The organism is Neoluteolibacter marinus (assembly GCF_014904755.1).
In the GTDB taxonomy this organism is placed as follows: domain Bacteria; phylum Verrucomicrobiota; class Verrucomicrobiia; order Verrucomicrobiales; family Akkermansiaceae; genus Haloferula; species Haloferula marina.
The window spans coordinates 1-19201 of sequence record NZ_JACZFQ010000069.1 but is presented as its reverse complement, the minus strand read 5'-3'; the positions used below and the strand labels follow the sequence as shown (position 1 = coordinate 19201).

Sequence of the window (19201 nt, the reverse complement as noted above, 5' to 3'; positions counted from 1 at the left end):
CCCCACATAGGCACGACAAGCGGAGGTTTCAGCCCCCCCCTCTCCCAAGCTCTCACTGCAGATCGCGCAAACCTGCCGACCTTGGATATCCCATGCGAGAATCGGTTCATTCATGCCGTAACGGCTGGATGCGTCCGGCTTGCCCCAGGTCAACATTCCTCGCTCTAGCGCTCACCCAAGTGGTTACCGGCACCGCCATGGAGACCTTCGAGGGCGCCCGGCTGGTGTTGGAGACCAAGTGCCTCTCCTGCCACAACCCGGACAAGTCCAAGGGCGGCCTCCTCCTCACCACCCGTGAAAGCATGATTTCGGGAGGCGATTCCGGCCCTGCGATCGCGCCGGAGCACTTCGAGCAATCGGAGCTGCTGCTTCGCACCAAGCTGGATGAGGACGACGACGACATCATGCCGCCCAAAGGGAAACCACTCTCCGCGGATGAAATCGCAACCTTGGAAGCCTGGCTCAAGGAAGGGGCGCCGTGGCCGGACGGCATCGTGATGGCACCCCGACCGAAAACAGCCCTTCCCAACTGGGATGCCGCCCCCGACCCGTCGATCGAGGTCATCGAAGCATTTCCCAAGTCCGTGTCCCTTGAGACGGCTGCGGACTTCCACAAGGTTTTGATCCTGGCGAGATTCAAGGACGCCGCCACCCAGGACATCACCCGCCAGGTCAAGGCGAGCGTCGCCGACGCCACCATCGCCAAGCTGACCGGCACCACCCTCAAGCCGCTCAAGGACGGCACCACCACCCTCGTCATCGACTACCGCGGGTTGAAAACCGAAGTCCCGGTCACCGTGAAGGACGCGGAGAAACCCCGTCCGGTGTCGTTCCAACTCGACGTCATGCCGGTGCTCACCTCATCGGGCTGCAACACCGGCTCCTGCCACGGCTCCGCCCGGGGCAAGGACGGCTTCCACCTGACGCTGTTCGGGTTCGACCCCAAGGGCGACCACTTCCGGCTGACCCGGGAAAACCCCGGTCGCCGCATCAACCTCGCCCTGCCGGAGGAATCGCTGCTGGTCACCAAGGCGACCGGCGCCGTGCCCCACACCGGCGGCAAATTGTTCGAAAAAGACAGCGCCCCGTACCAGACCCTCGTGGACTGGATCCGGTCCGGCGCAGAATACGACCAAGGAGAGATCGCCCGCCCCACCGGCATCACCATCGAGCCGAGCCAGCTGGTTCTTCAGGGCGAAGGCCTCGAGACCCCTTTCACGGTGAAGGCCACGTACTCCGACGGCACCGACCGCGACGTCAGCACCCTCTCCTCGTTTTCGACTTCGAACGACAACTCCGTCGCCATCAACCTGCACAGCGGCCTCTCCGTTTCCAAGAAACGCGGCGAGGCCTTCCTCCTCGGCCGCTTCATGACCTTCACCGAGGTGGCCCAGGCCATCGTCATTCCCAAGGAGAGCACCTACACCCGCCCGGAGCTCCCCGAGTTCAACTACATCGACAAACCGGTCTACGAGAAGCTCCACAAGCTCCGCGTCATCCCCGCGCCATTGTGTGATGACGAGACCTTCCTCAGGCGGGTCTACATCGATGTCGTCGGCAGGCTGCCCGAGATCCCGGAGCGGGAGAAGTTTCTGGCAAACAATGACCCCGGGAAGCGCGAGGCCTTGGTCGACGAGCTCATCGCCCGCAAGGAGTTCTCCGAAATGTGGGTGATGAAATGGGCCGAACTGCTCCAGATCCGCACCTTCAACAACGGCGGTCAGCAAGTTTCCTACAAGGCAGCCCTCGGCTACTACAACTGGCTGCGCGACCGCATCGCCGGCAATGTTCCGTTCAACCAGGTTGTCCGCGAGTTGCTCTCCTCCGAAGGCGGGACCTTTGCCAGCCCGCCGACCAACTTTTTCCAGGTCGAGCAGGACGTGCTGAAACTCACCGAAAACGTCGCCCAGGTTTTCATGGGCACGCGCATCCAGTGCGCCCAGTGCCACAACCACCCATTCGACCGCTGGACCGTCGACGACTACTACGGTTTCGCCTCCTTCTTCGCCCAGGTGAAGCGCAAGAACGCCGAGGATCCCCGCGAGCGGATCATTTTCGACGGCGGCGGCGAGGTGCAGCACCTGGTCACCAAGGAGAACGCGAAACCCCGATTCCTGGGCACCCCGACGCCGGACGACTTCGGGAAGCAATCGCGCCGCGAAGCGATGGCCGGTTGGCTCACCTCCAACGACAATCCCTGGTTCGCGAAGAATGTCGCCAACATCGTGTGGTCCCACTTTTTCGGCGTCGGCATTACCGACCCGGTCGATGACGTCCGGATCTCCAATCCGCCCGCCAACCCGCAGCTCTTGGAAGCGCTTTCCACCAAGTTCATCGAGTACGACTACGACGTCCGCAGGCTCGTCCGCGACATTTGCACCTCGCGCACCTATCAGCTCTCCAGCCAGACCAACGAAACCAACGAGACCGACACCCGGAACTTCTCCCGGGCAATGATCCGCCGGGTCCGCGCAGAGGTCCTGCTCGACTGCATTTCTCAGGCAACCAAGACACCGAACAAGTTCAAGGGGCTGCCGCTCGGCTCGAATGCGGTCCAGATTGCCGACGGCAATACTTCCAATTATTTCCTCACCACCTTCGGCCGCGCTTCCCGTGCGACCGTCTGCTCCTGCGAGGTGAAGATGGAACCCAACCTCTCGCAAGCCTTGCACCTGCTGAACGGCGACGCGACCCACAACCGCATCCAGAACGGCAAGATCGTTGAAAAACTCTGGGGAGAGAGCCTCGCGCCCGAAGAGATTGTCCGTCACCTCTACCTCAGGACGCTCAGCCGGAAACCGACTTCCGATGAGAAAGCAGCCCTGCTTTCGGCGGTGGATGCCGGCAAAAACGACGGCGAGAAGAAACAGGTCCTGAATGACGTGTTCTGGGCGCTCCTGAACTCAAAGGAGTTCATTTTCAACCACTAGCAACGCAATCCCGCGAAACTCGTCCCCGGTCAAAGAATTCCTTGAAGCAGGCCCGGGGCGATGGTCCAATGGTAGACCGCCAAATCATCTACCATGAAGACGAAATCCAAGAACCAAGTCGTCGTGAAGGACGGCAAGACAAGGATCGCGGACTGGAACCGCGAATTTGAACAACATCCCACCGTGGGAGACCGCATTGCGATTCCCGACGACGTGGCACGCAATCTCAGTGGATACGAATCGGAAGTCACCGTTTCAATGGTCCGGATGGATCCCCATACCGGCGATCTGGTGATCGAAGCCGATGCCCGCTGCAAAATACCGACGGAACAACGCGCCGTCGTCACCCTCAATGCAGGCCTGATCCCTGAGCGGGTTCGACAAGAAGCCGAGAGGCTGCTCCGCAGCCGCTTGGATCACCCGGTGATCGATTGGGAGGAATCCGATGAAGCAACCCCGATCGTCCGGATTCATCCATTCAAGAGCGAGCTGAAGACTCCGCTGGAGCAACTTCAGGAGCAGCTTCGGGAAGTCGTTCTCGATGCGAGCAAGCTTGCTCACTTCTAGGCCCGGTCACCTCTGCCGATCCGACGAGCTAGAAACTCACGCCGATTCATCGAACAGGCGATGAATCGGCAGGCAATGGTTGTGCTCCAACGATCCAAGCCTTGGGCAAAGCACACCGCTCGCAGCCAATCAGCTTACGACAACAGTGCTTCTGGAACGTTCAAATTTAGTTTTTTCGGATTGTCTACCTACGCGATCGCGTGTATCCAAACGGTCATGCTGTCCCACCTTTCCACCTCCGAAGGCGAATGCGAGACCATCGCAACTGCCACGGCACAACTGCGGGAAGCCGCTGGAAATCATCGGCGGCCCCCCGCCTTTCTCCGGAAGATGCGCAAACAAGCCGGGGAGGTCCGTCAGTGGGTCGCGGAATCGCGCTTCGTGCAGCAGCACTTCGGCCAGATTGACGCTGCCTACTTCCGAAACTGGTTCGTGGAGGGACCCAAGCGCCTCCTTCGCGGACGCTTCAGCCGCCGCGCGGCAATGTTCATGATCGTCTCAACGGTGCCCGGCATCCTTGCCGCACTCATGATGACGGTTCCCGGATTTCTCTTTCACACTCCGGAACACCACCAGTTCTACTTTTTCGCCCGTTGCCTCGAAGGAGATTCAGTTTCCAAGTTGCCTCTCCTCATCGGGACGATTTCTTCCGTGTTCGGACTCCGGTTCCCTCTCAGCGCCTGACACCGGACTCTTGGGTTGTTTGTTGTCACCTGCCCCGGCACTTCGGTGCCGGGGTTTTTGTTTCCGCGGAACGTGTTTTCATTTTCAGCAAGAATCGTGGCCCATGGCCACGTATCGCCTGCGGTTTGGCAAATTCCGTTTCCATCACCGCCGCGCTGTTCGCCCTGATGTCACCCCTCGTCGCCGAGGACAAGGTCACTTACGACGATCATGTTCTGCCCGTGTTCCAGCAGTCGTGCTTGAACTGCCACAATCCGGACAAAGCAAAGGGCGGCCTCGACCTGTCGACCTTCTCCGGCGCGATGAAAGGAGGCTCCGGGGGCAAGATCGCCGAGCCCGGTGACACCGGATCAAAGCTCATCGCGGTGGTCCTGCAGACCGCCGAGCCGAAGATGCCGCCGGAGGGTGACAAGCTGGGAAGCGAGCAGATCAATCTTCTGAAAGCCTGGATCGAAGGCGGACTCCTGGAAAACAAGAGCTCCTCCGCCCGCAAGCCGTCCAAGCCGAAATTCGACACCGCCCTCGCTTCGGCCCCCGACGCAAAGCCGGACGGTCCCCCTCCCATGCCCGAGCACGTCCTGCTCGATCCCCCGGTACTGGCCCCCCGGGCCTCCTCGGTCAACGCCATGGCGGCTTCGCCGTGGGCCCCCTTGCTAGCCGTCACCGGTCAGAAGCAGGTACTTTTGTTCGATACCCGGACCCTGGAGCTTTCAGGCGTCCTGCCCTTCCCCGAGGGGGATCCGGTCTCCCTCGCCTTCACTCCGAATGCCCGTTATCTCATTGTCGGCGGCGGCGTCCCGGGAAAATCCGGCCTGACCGTCACCTTCGACGTGGTCAGCGGGGAGCGCATGCTGGTGGCCGGCAAGGAATTCGACAGCGTGCTCGCCGCCGATCTCAAGCCGGACCTCTCGATGGTCGCCACCGGCTCCCCGTCCCGACTCATCAAGACCTGGAAGTCGGAGGACGGCTCGCAGATCAAATCGATCAAAAAGCACACCGACTGGGTCACCGCCCTCGACTTCTCGCCTGACGGAGTCCTGCTGGCGACCGGTGATCGCAACGGCGGTGTCTGGGTCTGGGAGGCCGACAGCGGCAACGAATTTCACACCTTACGCGCCCATCAGGCGGGCATCACGACCGTCGCGTTCCGTGCCGATTCGAACCTCCTCGCGAGTGCTTCCGAAGACGGCACCGTCCGCTTTTGGGAGATGAACGGAGGCAGCGAAGTGCGGAAGATCGATGCCCACGGCGGCGGCGTACTCGCCTTTGCCTGGGCCCGCGACGGCTCCTTCGTTACCTCAGGTCGCGACAAGGTGGTCAAGGTCTGGAAGCCCGACTTCAACCTGCTTCGCGAATTCAAGGATCAGCCCGACCTTCCCGTGGCGGTTGCATTCGACAGCGAAGGCAAGCGTGTCTTTGCCGCCGACTACCGCGGCCAGATCACCGCGTGGGACGTGGAAAGCGGGAATTCAGCGGGTCAATTCGACAGCAATCCCCCCTCCATCGAGAAACGCCTCGCCGCGTTGCGGGAGGAAATCCGCAAGCACCCGGAAGCCGTCACCGCGGCGGAAAGCACCGTCACGAACGCCACCCAACAACTCGAGCAGGCCCGCAAGAATCTCGGCGACGCCGAAGCCGCCCTCAACCAATCGCGCGAACTCCACGCCGCTGCGCTCAAGGGCAAGCAGGAGATCGAGCAGCGGCTCAAGCAGACCAACGAACAGCTTCCCGGCAAGCGCGATCAGGCCGCCCAGGCCCGGGGGCGGCTCGACGAAGCAAATCGCGAGGTCGAGGCGAAGAAGGCCGCCATTTCCGCGGTGGATCAACGCATCGCCAGCACCGACCAGGCGAGCCAAACGGCTGCGGCCGAGTTGAAACGTCGCGAGGACGAGTTGGCAAAGGCACGCGCCGAAAACCGCAACGACGCCATTCCCAGACTTGAGGCGGCGGTCAACGAGCAACGTCCGGTCGCCGAAGCGGCCGCCCGTTCCGTCGAGGAAGCCCGCTCCGAACGCGCCCGGGAGCAAGGAGTGCTTGCCGAGATCGAGAATCGCCGGAAAGCCGCCGGGGAGGAAACCGCGAAGCTCGACGCCGAGGTGGCCGCATTGGCCAAGGATGCGGAAACCCTCCCCGCCAGTTTGGTCGGCGCGGAGCAGGCAGCCACTGCCGCCGAAGGCAAAATCAAGGAGCGCGAAGCCGCCATCCAGCCCGCCCGCGACGCCGTCGGCCCGGTGGAGAAAGCGGCCAACGACGCCACTGCCGCGCTCGAACAGACCAAGCAACGGCTGGGACAGCTTCAGGAACGAGAACGACACTGGACCGCCGCGGCAATCAATGCCGAGGCGATCAAGGCGAACGCGGAAGCGACCTTGCGATCACTTGAAGCCGAGGATCTCGTCGCCGGCTTCGAAGAACTGGCCAAGTCGCTCGGCGAACAGAACACCGGTCTCGAAGCCAGGCGCCGGGAACTCGTTGACCTTGAGAACAAGCTCGGCGCCCTCACCGGTGCCGAGCCCGCCGCCGATCCGAAGTCGCTGGAGGAATCGAAGGCCGCCATTGAGGCCTGTCGTGCCCAGATAGCCGGTCTCGAAGCCAAAGTTGCAGCCACCTCCGCTGATCTCGCCAAGGCCAAGACCGAAGTCGACCAAGCTCTTCCCGCCGCCCACGAATTGCGGGCCAAGGCGGACGACCTCAAGGCCCGCTATCTCGCCCTTGCCACGGGCAAGTAGCCCCCTGCTTCGCGAGGACCCACTTCTCACTTGGCAGGCTCGCCCGGCCGCATAGAGTCCCGTCACACGACAGGAGAGTTCCCCGATCGCGGAACTGAGAACGGCCGGCGCCCGCGGCGAAAATCCTCCGAACCTGATGCGGGTCGCACCGCCCTAGGAAGCTCGTCCAATCCCGTTCCTGCCTTGGCCGCGCTCCTTTTCCAGCGCGGCCTTTTCGTTTTCTTCCACCATCCAATACCATGATCTCGCCCGACGAAACCAACGGCTCCAGCCACGACGAATCCCGCGCCCCGCTGCCCGCCTCGACCCGCGTTTATGTCGAAGGCCAGCTCCACCCCTCGGTCCGCGTGCCGATGCGCGAGATCGCCCTCAACGACACCAAGTCCTTCAACGGCCGGATCGAGAAGAACGAACCGGTCCGCGTTTACGACTGCTCCGGTCCCTGGGGCGACCCGGAATTCACCGGCACCTCCGACCAGGGCCTGCCGGCGTTGCGCCGTGACTGGATCCTCGGCCGCGGCGACGTCGAGGCCTACGACGGCCGCGAGGTCCAGCCACAGGACAACGGCTACCTCACCGAGAAGCACGTCGAGTTCGCCTCGAAGTCGGAGCGCGCCAACAAGTTCGTCGAGTTTCCCGGCCTCACCGCCGAGCGCCGCCAGCCACTGCGCGCCACCGGCAAGCCGGTCACCCAGAAGTACTACGCCGACCAGGGCATCATCACCCCCGAGATGGAGTTCATCGCCATCCGCGAGAACATGCGCCGCGCCCAGATCGCGGACATGAAGGATGACATCGTCCGCAACCACCTCGACAAGCAGCACGCCGGCTCCACCCAGTCGCCCGACAGCCCCTACACGCCATCGATCTTCGGCCGCTTCCCGCAGCGCATCCCCAAGGAAATCACGCCCGAATTCGTCCGCAGCGAGGTCGCCGCCGGCCGCGCCATCATTCCGCTCAACATCAACCACCCGGAATGCGAACCGATGATCATCGGCCGCAACTTCCTGGTGAAGATCAACGCCAACATCGGCAATTCCGCCGTCGCCTCGTCGATCGAGGAGGAGGTCGAGAAGATGCGCTGGGCCACCAAGTGGGGCGCCGACACGGTGATGGACCTTTCCACCGGCAAGAACATCCACGCCACCCGCGAGTGGATCCTGCGCAACTCGCCGGTGCCCATCGGCACCGTGCCGATCTATCAGGCGCTCGAGAAGGTCAACGGCAAGGCCGAGGACCTGACCTGGGAACTCTACCGCGACACCCTCATCGAGCAGGCCGAGCAAGGCGTCGACTACTTCACCATCCACGCCGGGGTGCTGCTGCGCTTCGTGCCGATGACCGCCAGCCGCATGACCGGCATCGTTAGCCGCGGCGGCTCGATCATGGCCAAGTGGTGCCTCGCCCACCACAAGGAGAACTTCCTCTACACCCACTGGGACGAGATCTGCGACATCTGCGCCGCCTACGACGTCTCCTTCTCGATCGGCGACGGCCTGCGTCCCGGCTCGATCGCCGACGCCAACGACAAGGCCCAATTCGGCGAGCTCGAGGTGCAGGGCGAGCTCACCAAGCGCGCCTGGGCGAAAGGCTGCCAGGTCATGAACGAAGGCCCCGGCCACGTGCCGATGCACATGATCGAGGAGAACATGGCCAAGCAGCTCGAGTGGTGCCACGAGGCGCCCTTCTACACCCTCGGCCCCCTTACCACCGACATCGCCCCCGGCTACGACCACATCACCAGCGGCATCGGTGCCGCCATGATCGGCTGGTATGGCTGCGCCATGTTGTGCTACGTCACGCCGAAGGAACACCTCGGCCTGCCGAACAAGGCCGACGTCAAGGAAGGCGTCATCACCTACAAGCTCGCCGCCCACGCCGCCGACCTCGCCAAGGGCCACCCCGGTGCCCAGTACCGCGACAACGCCCTCAGCAAGGCCCGCTTCGAGTTCCGCTGGGAAGACCAGTTCAACCTCGGCCTCGACCCCGAGCGCGCCCGCGAGTTCCACGATGAAACGTTGCCGCAGGAAGGCGCCAAGACCGCCCACTTCTGCTCGATGTGCGGCCCGCACTTCTGCTCGATGAAGATCAGCGAGGACGTCCGCCAGTACGCCGCCGCTCAGGGGATTTCCGACGAGGAAGCCCTCGAAAAAGGCATGGCCGAGAAGAGCCAGGAATTCGTCGAGAAGGGTGCGGAGGTTTACACGCCGGCGTAGCGGTCCCTGAATCAATCGGAAATCATGACTGCGATCAAAGCGCGAATCGCATACCTATTGGAAGCTCAGGTATCGGGAATGCATTTTCATGGTTGGAAGGAAGCAGAGAAGCCGCGCCTGGTTTTCCACCCCGACGATGGAAGTGACCTTCGAATCACCATTGAGGCTCATGACCCTGAAGACGATCCTGATGGCCACCGCGAAGGCCTGAAGTGCAAGGTCTCCAAATCGATTGATGCTTCTCACGATCAAGTCGAGTTTGCAAATGCGCTTATTCAGGACAGGCGCCTACTTCGTGTTCCGAAGTCCCTCAAGCTACCACTTCTGAGCAACGGTAATCTGTACGTGGATGGTGATGGCTACCTAAGCGAGCGATTCTCTCCACGCCGGCATCAATGCCCGGAAGACATCGAAACACAGCTCAATCGGGTTGAAGACGAACTCTTAGGCCATTTGACTCGATTTCTGAAGCTATTGCGCTGGCAACAAAACTGCGATGCACAGAGCAAGCTGATTGAGCATTCCGCACTTTATTGGAACACGGGCCAGTCGAAATTTTATTTGGCTCCGCTCCCCGGAGGACCTCAGGAGTTCACAGGACCTTGCCTGCTCGGTTTCAGCTACGCGGATGAAGATCGAAAAGATGTGTCGGCCCTTTGGAACGATCCAAAGATGTCGGAGCCGCTTGGACATACTTTATTGCGAGAAGCCGCGACCATTTCTCAGGAATCTTCACGCAGTGCTTTTCTCATTATGACGGCCGGTCTAGAGACGGCTATTAAAACTTCGATAAGCGCCATTGCCCCCGACGTAGACTGGTTGCTTGAGGAGGCACCTTCGCCTCCGATCAGGAAATTGCTGAAGTACTATTTGCCTGAACTTCACCGAAAAAGAGGAACTCCTCTGAGCTTTTGGCCAGACCTGAACGGACACTTTAAGAAAGTAGACGACATTGTCGCAGCTCGAAATAAGCTTGCTCATACAGGGCGCATGCCTCCCGATGCCATCTCTCTTCAAGAAGCCATGGAGGTGGTTGAGGATCTCCTCTATGTCCTCGACGTGGTCAACGGGCATGAATGGGCAAAGGGGCTGGCAAGCCACTCCTTGAGGAAGAAGCTGGGGTGGCCCTCTCCCAGAAATTCGCGTATGTTCATTACTTTCCGCACACATTGAACGGGGGCATTTGAAAGGGGTGGTTCTCCCGGATTCACATGATTCGGGTCGGTTCTCGCGGTTTTACAATCGACCCTTTCCCTGCCTCGAAATGGATCGGGCCGTTAGCCCTCCACTTCGTCCTCGATCCGATTCCTGGGCCGTGAGCCCAGGCTGGTATGGTTCGCGCCTTTGGCGCTGGAATGACGTGGCTGTCATCGGGCGAAGAACACTTCGGCGCTTGAAAGCCGTCTTGCCATCGGAAGTCTCGATTCGTCTCATGCCTCCGTCCGCGAATCTCTTCCGGGCCAAGGGCCCATGCCATACCAGCCTAGGCCGCAGGCCTAGGTTCCACGGCCACCCACAAGAACAAGGGCCAACGGCCCGCCCGATCCGAAGCACCGGCAATCTCCCTCCCCATCATGCCGCAATCCCTTTCGCTGACCCTGGTCCACGTCATCTTCAGCACCAAGGACCGCATGCCGCTCCTCACCCCGGCGGTCCGCCCGGATCTCCATGCCTATCTCGCGACCGTCGCCCGCCACGGTGACGGGGAATGCTACCGCGTCGGCGGCGTGGCCGATCACGTTCACCTCGCGGTCCGCCTTTCCCGCACCGTCTCCATCGCCGATCTCATCGGAGAATTGAAGACATCCTCCTCGAAGTGGCTCAAGGACCGCTCCCCCGCGCTTTCCAAGTTCTCCTGGCAGCGCGGCTACGCTGCCTTCTCCATTTGCCCGCGCGACCGGGACGCCGTGATCTCCTACATCGATGCCCAGGAAGAGCATCACAAGACCCGCTCATTCCAGGACGAATACCGGTACTTCCTTGGGAAGTACGGGATCGATTTCGACGAGCAGTACGTCTGGGACTAGGCGAACCGCAACTCAGCGCCGCGCCCGGAAGAACAGGCGCGGGGTGCCCGGGCCCGGGGTCACGGTGTAGGGGCTGGTGACCTCGAGGTCCGTCCAGCTTTCCTCGCTCAGGTCGGCCGACTGGGAAAGGATGCCGCGGAAGCTGACGACCTTGTCCGCTCCCTGATTGGCGATGGCGACGTTCGCGTCGTTCTGCTGGTAATACACCAAGGCGCCGTCGTTCTGCACCAAGGCACTGTAGGCCCCGGCCACCGGGCTCGAGGCGGTGCTGTAGTGGGCGGCGATCTGTGCCGGGCTCAATTCCGTCGAGTAGAAGGCCACTTCATCCACCTGACCGCGGTACGGGCTCGAATTGTCCCCCAGCGCCCCGAGGGTCAAGGTGGCGGTGGTGCTGGGATTGTAGGTCGTCGACTGGCCGGCGGGAATGTCATTGAGGGCATTGGTCGCAACGCCGTTGACGTAGAGTTTGGCGACCGAGCCATCCCAGGTCGCGACGACATGGCTCCAGGCGAACAAGGTCGAGGTCCCGCCCGTGAGGTTGAAGGCCATCTGGCTGCCGACCCCGTTGTACATCCGGAAATTCCAGCCCGTGCCCGCGGCCCGCTGGAAGAAGGCCCAGCCCGAGCGGTCGCCGACCGCGATCCGGTTGTCCACCGGCGCATCGTCGTTGTCGCTCGAGTAGGGATATGCCCAAAACTCGATCGAGAAAGGAGCGGCGGTATTCAGCACCGCCTTGTGGGACAGCCGGCTGTAGGCGCCGTTCTGGTTCCCATCGATCCCATACTCGGTGGAGAAGTCCCCGCCGGCGGCAATGGCACCGGGCTTGAAAAGAGTGACCAGGGAAGTGTCCGTCGCATCCCCGTCCAGCCCCATGCTCCCGCTGTTGATACAAAGCGTATCGGCGTTCGCGGCGGCAAGCAGCAGGGGGATCGTTGCGGTAACGACAGCTGACAAAGTGCGGGCAGAATTCATCGGATATTTTTACCTGAGTGGCCAATACCATGTCCGCCGGATCCGAATTCACAAGGCAATCCGCCGGCTCCCGCGTGAATAGAATGTCACTCGCCCGCCGCCCTCAAGGCGGGGACAAGGCTCCGACTTCGCCTTTCCCCTTGCGCGGCCTTCCGTCAACGGAGACAAGCGCCGCCGGCCGGTGATTGCGGCAGAGTTCATGCACCAGCAGGATCTTCTGCCACAGCTTCGCCGACAGGCCGGTGGTCAGGGTCTCGATCTCATTCACCGCATCCAGCACCACCCGGTCACGCAGGTGCTGGCCATAGTAGGCGGCGAGCTTGCCAATCAATGAAAGCAGGTCGCTGGCGTGGTCGAGATAGACCTCGAGCTGCGCATCGCTGCGGACCGTCCGGCGGTCGATGCCTTCGGGCGGCGGCCGCAGGTCGATGCCCGGGTCCTTGTTGATCTGGTGCATGTCGACCAGATGCGCCATCGAGCGGAATTCGGCGATCGCTTCCAGCGCCCGGTTGCGGCGCATCCGGCTTTCCAAGCTCACCAGGAAAAGAATCGAGCCGCCCAGCAACAACAGCATCTGCATGCCGGCGTCGGTCGCCTCGAGGAAGTCGCCGAGGCTGCCGATCGTTTCGCGGAACTGCAGCATCGCGGAGAAGAGCAGCGGGCCGAGCACCGCGATGACCACCAGTACGGCGACGCCGATGCGCAGCGGCCAGTTCGGGCGCTGGATGAAGGTCAGCCGGACCACCGTTTCGCGGGTCAGACAGGCCACCTCCCGCGACAGCCGGGCCAGGCCGCTGTCGGGAAAGATCGCTTCGATCTTGAGGGCCAGGCGCGACGCCGCGCCGACCAGCTTCTCGGGATCGAGAGCCCGGTAGGGTTTGTTGTGGCAATCGTTCCCGACGCTCATCGCCAACATCCAAGACCATCCGGCGGGAGCGTTACAACTCCAGATAAGCACGTCTCCTCCCACTTCACCTTGCCACTCGGCATCGGGTCAAAACGCCGGGCCAAGTTCCAACCATGGTTGACAGCTCAGGACTTTTCCCTTGCCCACCGCGATCCCGGCTCCTGTGTTGCCCCCATGCGTGAGAAGTTCCTCCGGGCCTTGCCACCCCTTCCCCATGTTTGTCTTGCACTGGGCGCGATCGTTGCGGCTCTGGAGCCCGGCTACGGCACTCCGGGAGGCCCGCTCGAGGCCGCGGCCAGCCGTGGCGTAACGGCCCGCGATCCCTCGACGATCGTCCGGGACGGCAGCACCTACTGGTGCTTTTTCACCGGGCGGGGTGTTCCTTCGCTCCATTCGGATGACTTGGTCACATGGCAGCGGGGACCGGCGGTTTTCAAGGAAGCTCCAGATTGGATCGCCCGGGAGGTTCCCGAAAATGATGGCGTCTATTGGGCACCCGATTTGATGAAGATCGGCGACCGCTGGTTGCTCTATTATTCCGTGTCAAGTTTCGGAGCCATGCGCTCGGCCATCGGTCTCGCGACATCGCCAACGCTGGATCCCGCCGCCCCGGACTACCAGTGGACCGACCAAGGCCCGGTGGTCCAATCTTTCACCGATGGTGATTTCAACACGATCGATCCCTCGGTTTTCCACGATGACGACGGCAAGCTGTGGCTGTCATTCGGCTCGCAGTGGAGCGGATTGAAGCTGGTCGAACTCGACCCCAAGACCGGCAAGCGCCTGCATCCGGAGGAACCCATGACATCGATCGCTGCCGGGCCATCGATCGAGGCACCATGGATCTACAAGCATCGCGGCTTCTACTACCTCTTCCTGAACCGCGGCAATTGTTGCGCGGGCAACAAAAGCACCTATCACATCAAGGTTGGACGCAGCAAAACAATCACCGGCCCCTATGTCGCCAAGGACGGCTCACGGATGATGGACGGCGGGGGCACCATGGTCCTCGACGTGAAGAACGGTCCCCTCACCGGCCCCGGTCACGCCGGGATCATCGGGCATGGCGGCAGAAGTTGGTTCAGCTGTCACTTTGAGGCGGATGATCGGATGGGAGGCAAGGCCACCTTGGCCGTGATGCCGGTGACATGGAGCGACGACGGCTGGCCGGCCGTCAGGCCGCCCGAAGGCACGGGTGACGGCAAGGGCGACTGAAGGGACCTGCGAGCTGCAAATCCTTGCGTCTCGACCGGGTCGGGCTCATCAAGGCGCCCGGATGCCGCGCTTGCCTGCTTGGTTGGAAAGATACCGCTCCCTGCCGCGGCCGGTCTTCCATTTCGCCGCGGGCCAGTTCCTGATCAACCTGATCACCTCCGCCCAGTTCCTGTTGCTCAATCTCTTCCTCAAGGACCGCGGGCTCGACGACCCGGCGATCGCGGCGCTGGGCTCGCAGCGCTTCCTGGCCACCTTGTTCCTGGCCGTTCCCGCCGGGCTGTGGCTGCGCGGCAGGCCGCTGAGACGGACCCTGCTGTTCGGGTCCATTCTATTCCCGCTCTCGGCACTGGCCTCGATCGAGACCGTGCGACTCGGCCTGATGCCCGCGGCCACGGCTTCTTTCCTGGCGATGGGCTTCGCCGGCCTCTTGCTCAATGTCGCCAGCCTGCCGATGACCCTGCGGCTGACCCCGGAGGAGCAGTCGAGCGAAGCGCTCAGCCTGCTGTTCGCCACCTGGGCCGCCGCCAGCGTTTGCGGCGGGCTGCTCTCGACCGGGCTGCAGGCGATCGGCCGGATCGAATGGGACAGCGTTTCGGTGGTCTTCGACGAACACGCCACCCTGCTGTTCCTGACCTTGGTGGCCTTCGCCGCGCCGCTCTTCTATGCCCGCCTGCCCGACCCGGTGCCGGCGGAAAAATCAAACCGCCACTGGCTGCACATCCACCGCGAGGACCTGCCGGTGCTCGCCCGCTCGCTGGTGCCGACGCTCTGCATCGCGACCGGCGCCGGGCTCAGCATCCAGTTCCTGAACCTCTTCTTTAGCCACGTCCACGAGATGAGCTCGCGCGACTACTCGGCCTATGGCTCGATCAGCAATCTGCTGGTGCTCTTCGCCGGATTGATCGTGCCCGAGGTCAAACGGCGGCTCGGTTGGCGCGGCGCCATCCTCGGGGTGCAATCGGTCGCCGTGCTGTTGCTCGCCGTGATGGGCCTGACCGAACTTGTCCGCGCCGCCTCCTGGGCCCTGCCGCTGGCGGTCAGTTGCTTCATCCTGCGCCAGCCGCTGATGAGCATGGCCGGCCCATCGACCAGCGAGCTGACGATGAGCTACGTCGGCGAACGCAACCGCGAACTGATGAGCGCCTGTGGCGGCGCCATCTGGAGCGGCGCCTGGTGGCTGGCCGCCCGCACCTTCCAGTTCCTGCGCGCCCACGAGCTGCCATACTGGCAGGTCTTCCTGACCACCGCCGCGCTCTACCTGGTCGGCACCTTCGCCTACCTCAGCCTGATTCGCTCGGTCGAGAAGCGCCCCCAGCCAGGGTCGGCCGATCCGCGGCCCTACGCCCCGCTGCCCGGCGATGGCGGCAGTTCACCGGTCACCCGGTCACCTTCTTGACGAACATCGCCTTCAGGCCGATCGCAATGCCGTTCATCTTGCAGGCGATCTCATGGTCGCCGTCGACCAGCCGGATCAGGCTCGACTTGGTGCCGACCTTGAGAACATCGGACGAGCCCTTCAGCTTGAGATCCTTGATCATCGCCACCACATCACCATCGGCCAGGACATTGCCGTAAGCGTCCTTCACCACCCGCTCTTCGAAGGCCGGTTCCTCCTCCGCCGGCAGCTCCCACTCGTGGCCGCAGGTCAGGCACTCCAGGTGATCGGCATGGGTCAAAATGTCGGACATCTCACACAGCGGGCAACTTGCTTGGCTCATCGCCGGGCAGCAAATGCCACGGGCCGGACGAACTCAAGCGTTCGCAGCTTCCACCGGCTCGACCGGGGCAGCGGCGAGGGCCGGGAAGCACTTGCAGATGTCGGGATCGACCGGGGCCTCGATCCGCAGCATCCCCTCCTCCCGCGGATGCGGCAGCTCCAGCGATCGCGCCTGCAGCAGCATGCGGGTGTCCGTTCCCAGGATCTCGCCCAGCTCGTGACTGCGCTCGCGACCGGCGTAGCGGAAGTCGCCGACGATCGGCAGCCCGGCCTCGAGCAAGTGGCGGCGGATCTGGTGGAAGCGGCCGGTCTTCGGACTGGCCTGGAGCAGTGAGAGACTCAGCCTCGAGTCTCCGGAGAAGGAACCGGCGGGCGCGACCATCAAGCGCTCGAAGGAGGTCTCGGCCTGGAGCGCCGGCTCTTCCAGCTTCTTGCGCAAGGGCGTGTCACAGACCCAACGCTCCGGCGTGATGCCACAGACCACCGCCAGGTAGCGCTTCTGGACCCGCCTCAATTCAAAAAATTGCTGAGCCAGGGTCGAGGTCGCCTTGTCCAAGGCGAACAGCAGCACCCCGGTGGTCGGCCGGTCGAGGCGGTGGATCGGGAAGACCTGGCGGCCGAGTTCATCCCGCAGCCGCTTCATCACGATCCACTCCGGGCCCTCGGGGTCGCGCCCGGGGTGGACGATCATCCCGGCCGGCTTGTCGATGGCCACCAGGCAGTCGTCTTGATAGAGAATGTGAAGCGGAGCCATCCCGGAAAACGCGATTGACCGGCCTGAACGCCTCCACATCAAGGCCAATTGCCTCTTTCCTCATCAAATGGAAGGAAACACGAGCTTCCACGTAGCAATCGGTCAAGCGCTCCCACCATGCCACTTCCGAAAACCCTCTCCTGCCTGCTGCTCGCGGCCTTCTTCCCTGCGCACCTTTCCGCGAACCCCGAGCCACAACGCTATCAGCTCCGCGCCCGCGCCAGCGAGATCGACCCCCGCGCCAAGGAGCACCCGGAGATCGATTTCGTGTTCGGCAGCAAGTCCAAGCCCCGCGACTGGGAGCACGCCGCCGTCGACACCCGCGTCCCGGACCAGGGCAAGCTGGTGATCTGGCTGATGGGCCACAACGGTCAGCTCTTCGACCGGCTCTCGGGCTACGGGCTCCACGCCATCCAGGTCCACTACGCCAACGGCTGGTTCGCCAAGCTCTACGGCAACGATCCGCCGGCCGATGACCTGTTCCTGTCCAAGGTCCGCCTCGAGGCCGCCACCGGACGCGACCTCGGCAGGGCCGTCGCAATCCCCTACCCCGACAGCATCATGGGCCGCGCCGTCGCCTTCGTGAAGTGGCTCGACAAGGAGAACCCCGAGGGCAACTGGAAGCAGTTCCTCGCTCCCGGCGGGCGCGACCTGATCTGGGACAAGGTCATCCTCAGCGGCATCTCGCACGGCTCCACCACGGCGGCGCGCATGGCCAAGGAAGTCCGGGTCGATCGCGTCGTGATGTTCTCCGGGCCGCGGGACCAATACGAAGCCTGGCAATCCCTGCCGTCTGCCACGCCAGCCAACCGCTTCTTCGGGTTCACGCACATCCTGGACGACGGCTGGAAGAATGATCACTACCCGAGGTCATGGAAGATGCTCCGGCTCCAACAATTCGGGCCGCTCGTCGATGTCGATTCAGCCCCACCACCATTCGGGAACAGCCGCCGGCTGGTCAGCCATGCCGACGTCAAGAGCGACCCCAACCGGGCCCATGGCGCGGTGGTCCCCGGCGGCAAGGCGCCAAAGGATCAGGGAGGAAACTACGCCTACGAGCCTGTCTGGCGTTACCTCTTTACCCATCCCGTAGAAGACACCGGCCGCCCTGTTCCTCCCGATCCCACCGTGAGAATGAATCAACGGCTCCCTGTCCGCTGACCCTATCGCCCCCCATTCAATCCATTTGTTTGAAGCGGCACCGATCAATCGTATAGGAAAACGATGAAAACATTCGCTCTCCTCGGCTTCGGGTTTTACCTGGGTTCATTCGGCCAACTGATCAGCGCCGAGAACTGGCCCGCATGGCGGGGCCCGGAAGTGAACGGTGCCGCGATGCATACGCCGCCGCCACTCGACCTGCAGGGAAAGTTGCTTTGGAAAAGAGAGTTGCCCGGACGGGGATGCTCGACCCCCATCATCTGGGAGAGCCGGATCTTCGTAACTTGCCCGATCGGCGACAAGGACGGGATCCTTGCATTCGACAAGGATGGCAAGGAGCTCTGGCGGATCGAGATCGGAGACCTCGTGCCAGGCCGCGGACAGCGCGTAGGAAGCGCCGCGAACTCTTCTCCGATCACCGACGGGAACATCGTCGTGTCCTATTTCAAGTCCGGGAACCTCGCGGTCACGGACCTCGCGGGCAAGCTGCTCTGGCAGCTGAATTTACCGGAAAAGTTCGGCAAGGACACCCTGTGGTGGGACCAGGGAACTTCACCTGTGTTTGCCGGCGGCAACATCGTGATCGCCGTGATGCAAACGGAAGGCAGCTCCTACCTTGTCGCATTCGATCAGAAGACCGGAGAAGTCTCCTGGAAGACCGAACGCAACTATCCTTCGGCACCGGAATCCGGTGATGCCTATACGACGCCCCACGTCGTTGAGGTCGAGGGCAGAGAGCAGGTCATTTCCTGGGGTGGCCGCCACCTCACCGCCCACGATGCAAGCAGCGGGAACTTGCTATGGGAGTGCGCGGGCTTCATTCCCGAAGATGCCAAGCACCAACGGGTCATTGCATCTGCGGTCGTCCGCGCTGGGCTCGCCGTCGTCCCCTACAACCGGGGTGAGGGGCTGGCAGGTATCCGCCGGGGCGCCAAGGGAGAAGCCGCGTGGCTCTGGAAAACCGGGAAGCTGGGAACCGACGCCGTCACCCCAATCCTCCGCGACAATGAGGTGCTCGTCCTGAAGGATTCGGGTCCAAAGCGGGGCCGGCTCACCTGCCTCGACGCCGATACCGGCAAACAGTTATGGGAAAGCCAGCTTCCCAAGTCGGTGCACGCCTATTATGCTTCCCCGGTAACCATTCGCGACCACTTCTACACGGTCCGGGAGGACGGCACGATCATCACGGGACGTCTAAGCAGCGAGGGACTGACGGATCTACAGTCGTTTCCGCTCGAAGAAAACGTGATTGCCTCCCCTGCATCGGTCGATGGACGTCTCTTCGTGCGAAGCGACAAGCATCTCTTCTGCTTCGGCACGAA

General features: G+C 62.7%; 15 protein-coding genes. 11 read left to right on the top strand and 4 right to left on the bottom strand.

The genetic code is table 11. The features are described 5' to 3' along the window. Nucleotides 1-197 precede the first annotated feature (197 nt). The 7 genes from IG178_RS13325 (at nucleotide 198) to tnpA (ending at nucleotide 11153) form a co-directional block, all read left to right on the top strand. Nucleotides 198-2930 (top strand): PSD1 and planctomycete cytochrome C domain-containing protein, encoded by a 2733-nt coding sequence (locus IG178_RS13325; protein ID WP_226895416.1) that lies wholly within the window; start codon nucleotides 198-200, stop codon nucleotides 2928-2930. Between the two features lie 93 nt (nucleotides 2931-3023). Next, nucleotides 3024-3497 (top strand): hypothetical protein, encoded by a 474-nt coding sequence (locus tag IG178_RS13320; RefSeq protein WP_193213054.1) that lies wholly within the window; start codon nucleotides 3024-3026, stop codon nucleotides 3495-3497. Between the two features lie 75 nt (nucleotides 3498-3572). Next, complete coding sequence (locus IG178_RS13315; protein ID WP_226895415.1) at nucleotides 3573-4181, top strand: hypothetical protein; 609 nt, start codon at nucleotides 3573-3575, stop codon at nucleotides 4179-4181. Between the two features lie 125 nt (nucleotides 4182-4306). Further along, nucleotides 4307-6910, top strand: a complete 2604-nt coding sequence (locus IG178_RS13310) for a c-type cytochrome domain-containing protein (protein ID WP_193213052.1) — start codon at nucleotides 4307-4309, stop codon at nucleotides 6908-6910. Between the two features lie 239 nt (nucleotides 6911-7149). Beyond that, complete coding sequence (gene thiC, locus IG178_RS13305; protein ID WP_193213051.1) at nucleotides 7150-9126, top strand: phosphomethylpyrimidine synthase ThiC; 1977 nt, start codon at nucleotides 7150-7152, stop codon at nucleotides 9124-9126. 24 nt (nucleotides 9127-9150) lie between these two features. Further along, entirely contained in the window at nucleotides 9151-10299 is a 1149-nt protein-coding gene (locus IG178_RS13300; RefSeq protein WP_193213050.1) for a hypothetical protein, read from the top strand. Between the two features lie 401 nt (nucleotides 10300-10700). Next, a complete protein-coding gene (tnpA, locus tag IG178_RS13295) occupies nucleotides 10701-11153 on the top strand; it encodes an IS200/IS605 family transposase (RefSeq protein ID WP_193213049.1) in 453 nt (150 codons plus the stop codon). Nucleotides 11154-11165: 12 nt separating this feature from the next. Here tnpA and IG178_RS13290 read toward each other — a convergent pair whose 3' ends face one another. Continuing rightward, the gene (locus IG178_RS13290) at nucleotides 11166-12125 is read right to left on the bottom strand and encodes a LamG domain-containing protein (RefSeq protein ID WP_193213048.1); all 960 of its coding nucleotides are present in this window, start codon (nucleotides 12123-12125) and stop codon (nucleotides 11166-11168) included. A 103-nt stretch (nucleotides 12126-12228) separates the two neighbouring features. After that, nucleotides 12229-13032, bottom strand: coding sequence for a hypothetical protein (locus IG178_RS13285; protein WP_193213047.1), 804 nt, complete (start codon nucleotides 13030-13032; stop codon nucleotides 12229-12231). 174 nt (nucleotides 13033-13206) lie between these two features. Between IG178_RS13285 and IG178_RS13280 the strand changes: the two genes are divergently transcribed. Both IG178_RS13280 and IG178_RS13275 read left to right on the top strand, forming a co-directional pair. Then, entirely contained in the window at nucleotides 13207-14247 is a 1041-nt protein-coding gene (locus IG178_RS13280; RefSeq protein WP_193213046.1) for an arabinan endo-1,5-alpha-L-arabinosidase, read from the top strand. A 61-nt stretch (nucleotides 14248-14308) separates the two neighbouring features. Beyond that, complete coding sequence (locus tag IG178_RS13275; protein WP_193213045.1) at nucleotides 14309-15643, top strand: MFS transporter; 1335 nt, start codon at nucleotides 14309-14311, stop codon at nucleotides 15641-15643. Here IG178_RS13275 and IG178_RS13270 read toward each other — a convergent pair. Together IG178_RS13270 and IG178_RS13265 are read right to left on the bottom strand one after the other, a co-directional pair. Next, nucleotides 15624-15935, bottom strand: a complete 312-nt coding sequence (locus tag IG178_RS13270; RefSeq protein ID WP_255518970.1) for a zinc ribbon domain-containing protein YjdM — start codon at nucleotides 15933-15935, stop codon at nucleotides 15624-15626. The genes IG178_RS13275 and IG178_RS13270 overlap by 20 nt on opposite strands. A gap of 63 nt (nucleotides 15936-15998) precedes the next feature. Beyond that, on the bottom strand, nucleotides 15999-16718 hold the full coding sequence (locus tag IG178_RS13265; protein ID WP_193213043.1) for an RluA family pseudouridine synthase: 720 nt from the start codon (nucleotides 16716-16718) through the stop codon (nucleotides 15999-16001). A gap of 117 nt (nucleotides 16719-16835) precedes the next feature. Between IG178_RS13265 and IG178_RS13260 the strand changes: the two genes are divergently transcribed. Together IG178_RS13260 and IG178_RS13255 are read left to right on the top strand one after the other, a co-directional pair. Then, nucleotides 16836-17879 carry a BPSS1187 family protein gene (locus IG178_RS13260; protein ID WP_193213042.1) on the top strand — a complete coding sequence of 348 codons (1044 nt, stop codon included), beginning with the start codon at nucleotides 16836-16838 and terminating at the stop codon, nucleotides 17877-17879. A gap of 63 nt (nucleotides 17880-17942) precedes the next feature. Continuing rightward, the coding region (locus IG178_RS13255; RefSeq protein WP_193213041.1) for an outer membrane protein assembly factor BamB family protein at nucleotides 17943-19201 on the top strand (1259 nt) is incomplete at its 3' end.

What these genes read in the sequence shown, in the direction of transcription:
- thiC (WP_193213051.1), top strand. Translation starts at nt 7,150, where the DNA reads ATGATCTCGCCCGACGAAACCAACGGCTCCAGCCACGACGAATCCCGC.
- IG178_RS13320 (WP_193213054.1), top strand. Translation starts at nt 3,024, where the DNA reads ATGAAGACGAAATCCAAGAACCAAGTCGTCGTGAAGGACGGCAAGACA.
- IG178_RS13260 (WP_193213042.1), top strand. Translation starts at nt 16,836, where the DNA reads ATGCCACTTCCGAAAACCCTCTCCTGCCTGCTGCTCGCGGCCTTCTTC.
- IG178_RS13280 (WP_193213046.1), top strand. Translation starts at nt 13,207, where the DNA reads ATGCGTGAGAAGTTCCTCCGGGCCTTGCCACCCCTTCCCCATGTTTGT.
- tnpA (WP_193213049.1), top strand. Translation starts at nt 10,701, where the DNA reads ATGCCGCAATCCCTTTCGCTGACCCTGGTCCACGTCATCTTCAGCACC.
- IG178_RS13270 (WP_255518970.1), bottom strand. Translation starts at nt 15,935, where the DNA reads ATGTCCGACATTTTGACCCATGCCGATCACCTGGAGTGCCTGACCTGC.
- IG178_RS13315 (WP_226895415.1), top strand. Translation starts at nt 3,573, where the DNA reads ATGGTTGTGCTCCAACGATCCAAGCCTTGGGCAAAGCACACCGCTCGC.
- IG178_RS13265 (WP_193213043.1), bottom strand. Translation starts at nt 16,718, where the DNA reads ATGGCTCCGCTTCACATTCTCTATCAAGACGACTGCCTGGTGGCCATC.
- IG178_RS13275 (WP_193213045.1), top strand. Translation starts at nt 14,309, where the DNA reads ATGCCGCGCTTGCCTGCTTGGTTGGAAAGATACCGCTCCCTGCCGCGG.
- IG178_RS13300 (WP_193213050.1), top strand. Translation starts at nt 9,151, where the DNA reads ATGACTGCGATCAAAGCGCGAATCGCATACCTATTGGAAGCTCAGGTA.
- IG178_RS13285 (WP_193213047.1), bottom strand. Translation starts at nt 13,032, where the DNA reads ATGAGCGTCGGGAACGATTGCCACAACAAACCCTACCGGGCTCTCGAT.
- IG178_RS13325 (WP_226895416.1), top strand. Translation starts at nt 198, where the DNA reads ATGGAGACCTTCGAGGGCGCCCGGCTGGTGTTGGAGACCAAGTGCCTC.
- IG178_RS13290 (WP_193213048.1), bottom strand. Translation starts at nt 12,125, where the DNA reads ATGAATTCTGCCCGCACTTTGTCAGCTGTCGTTACCGCAACGATCCCC.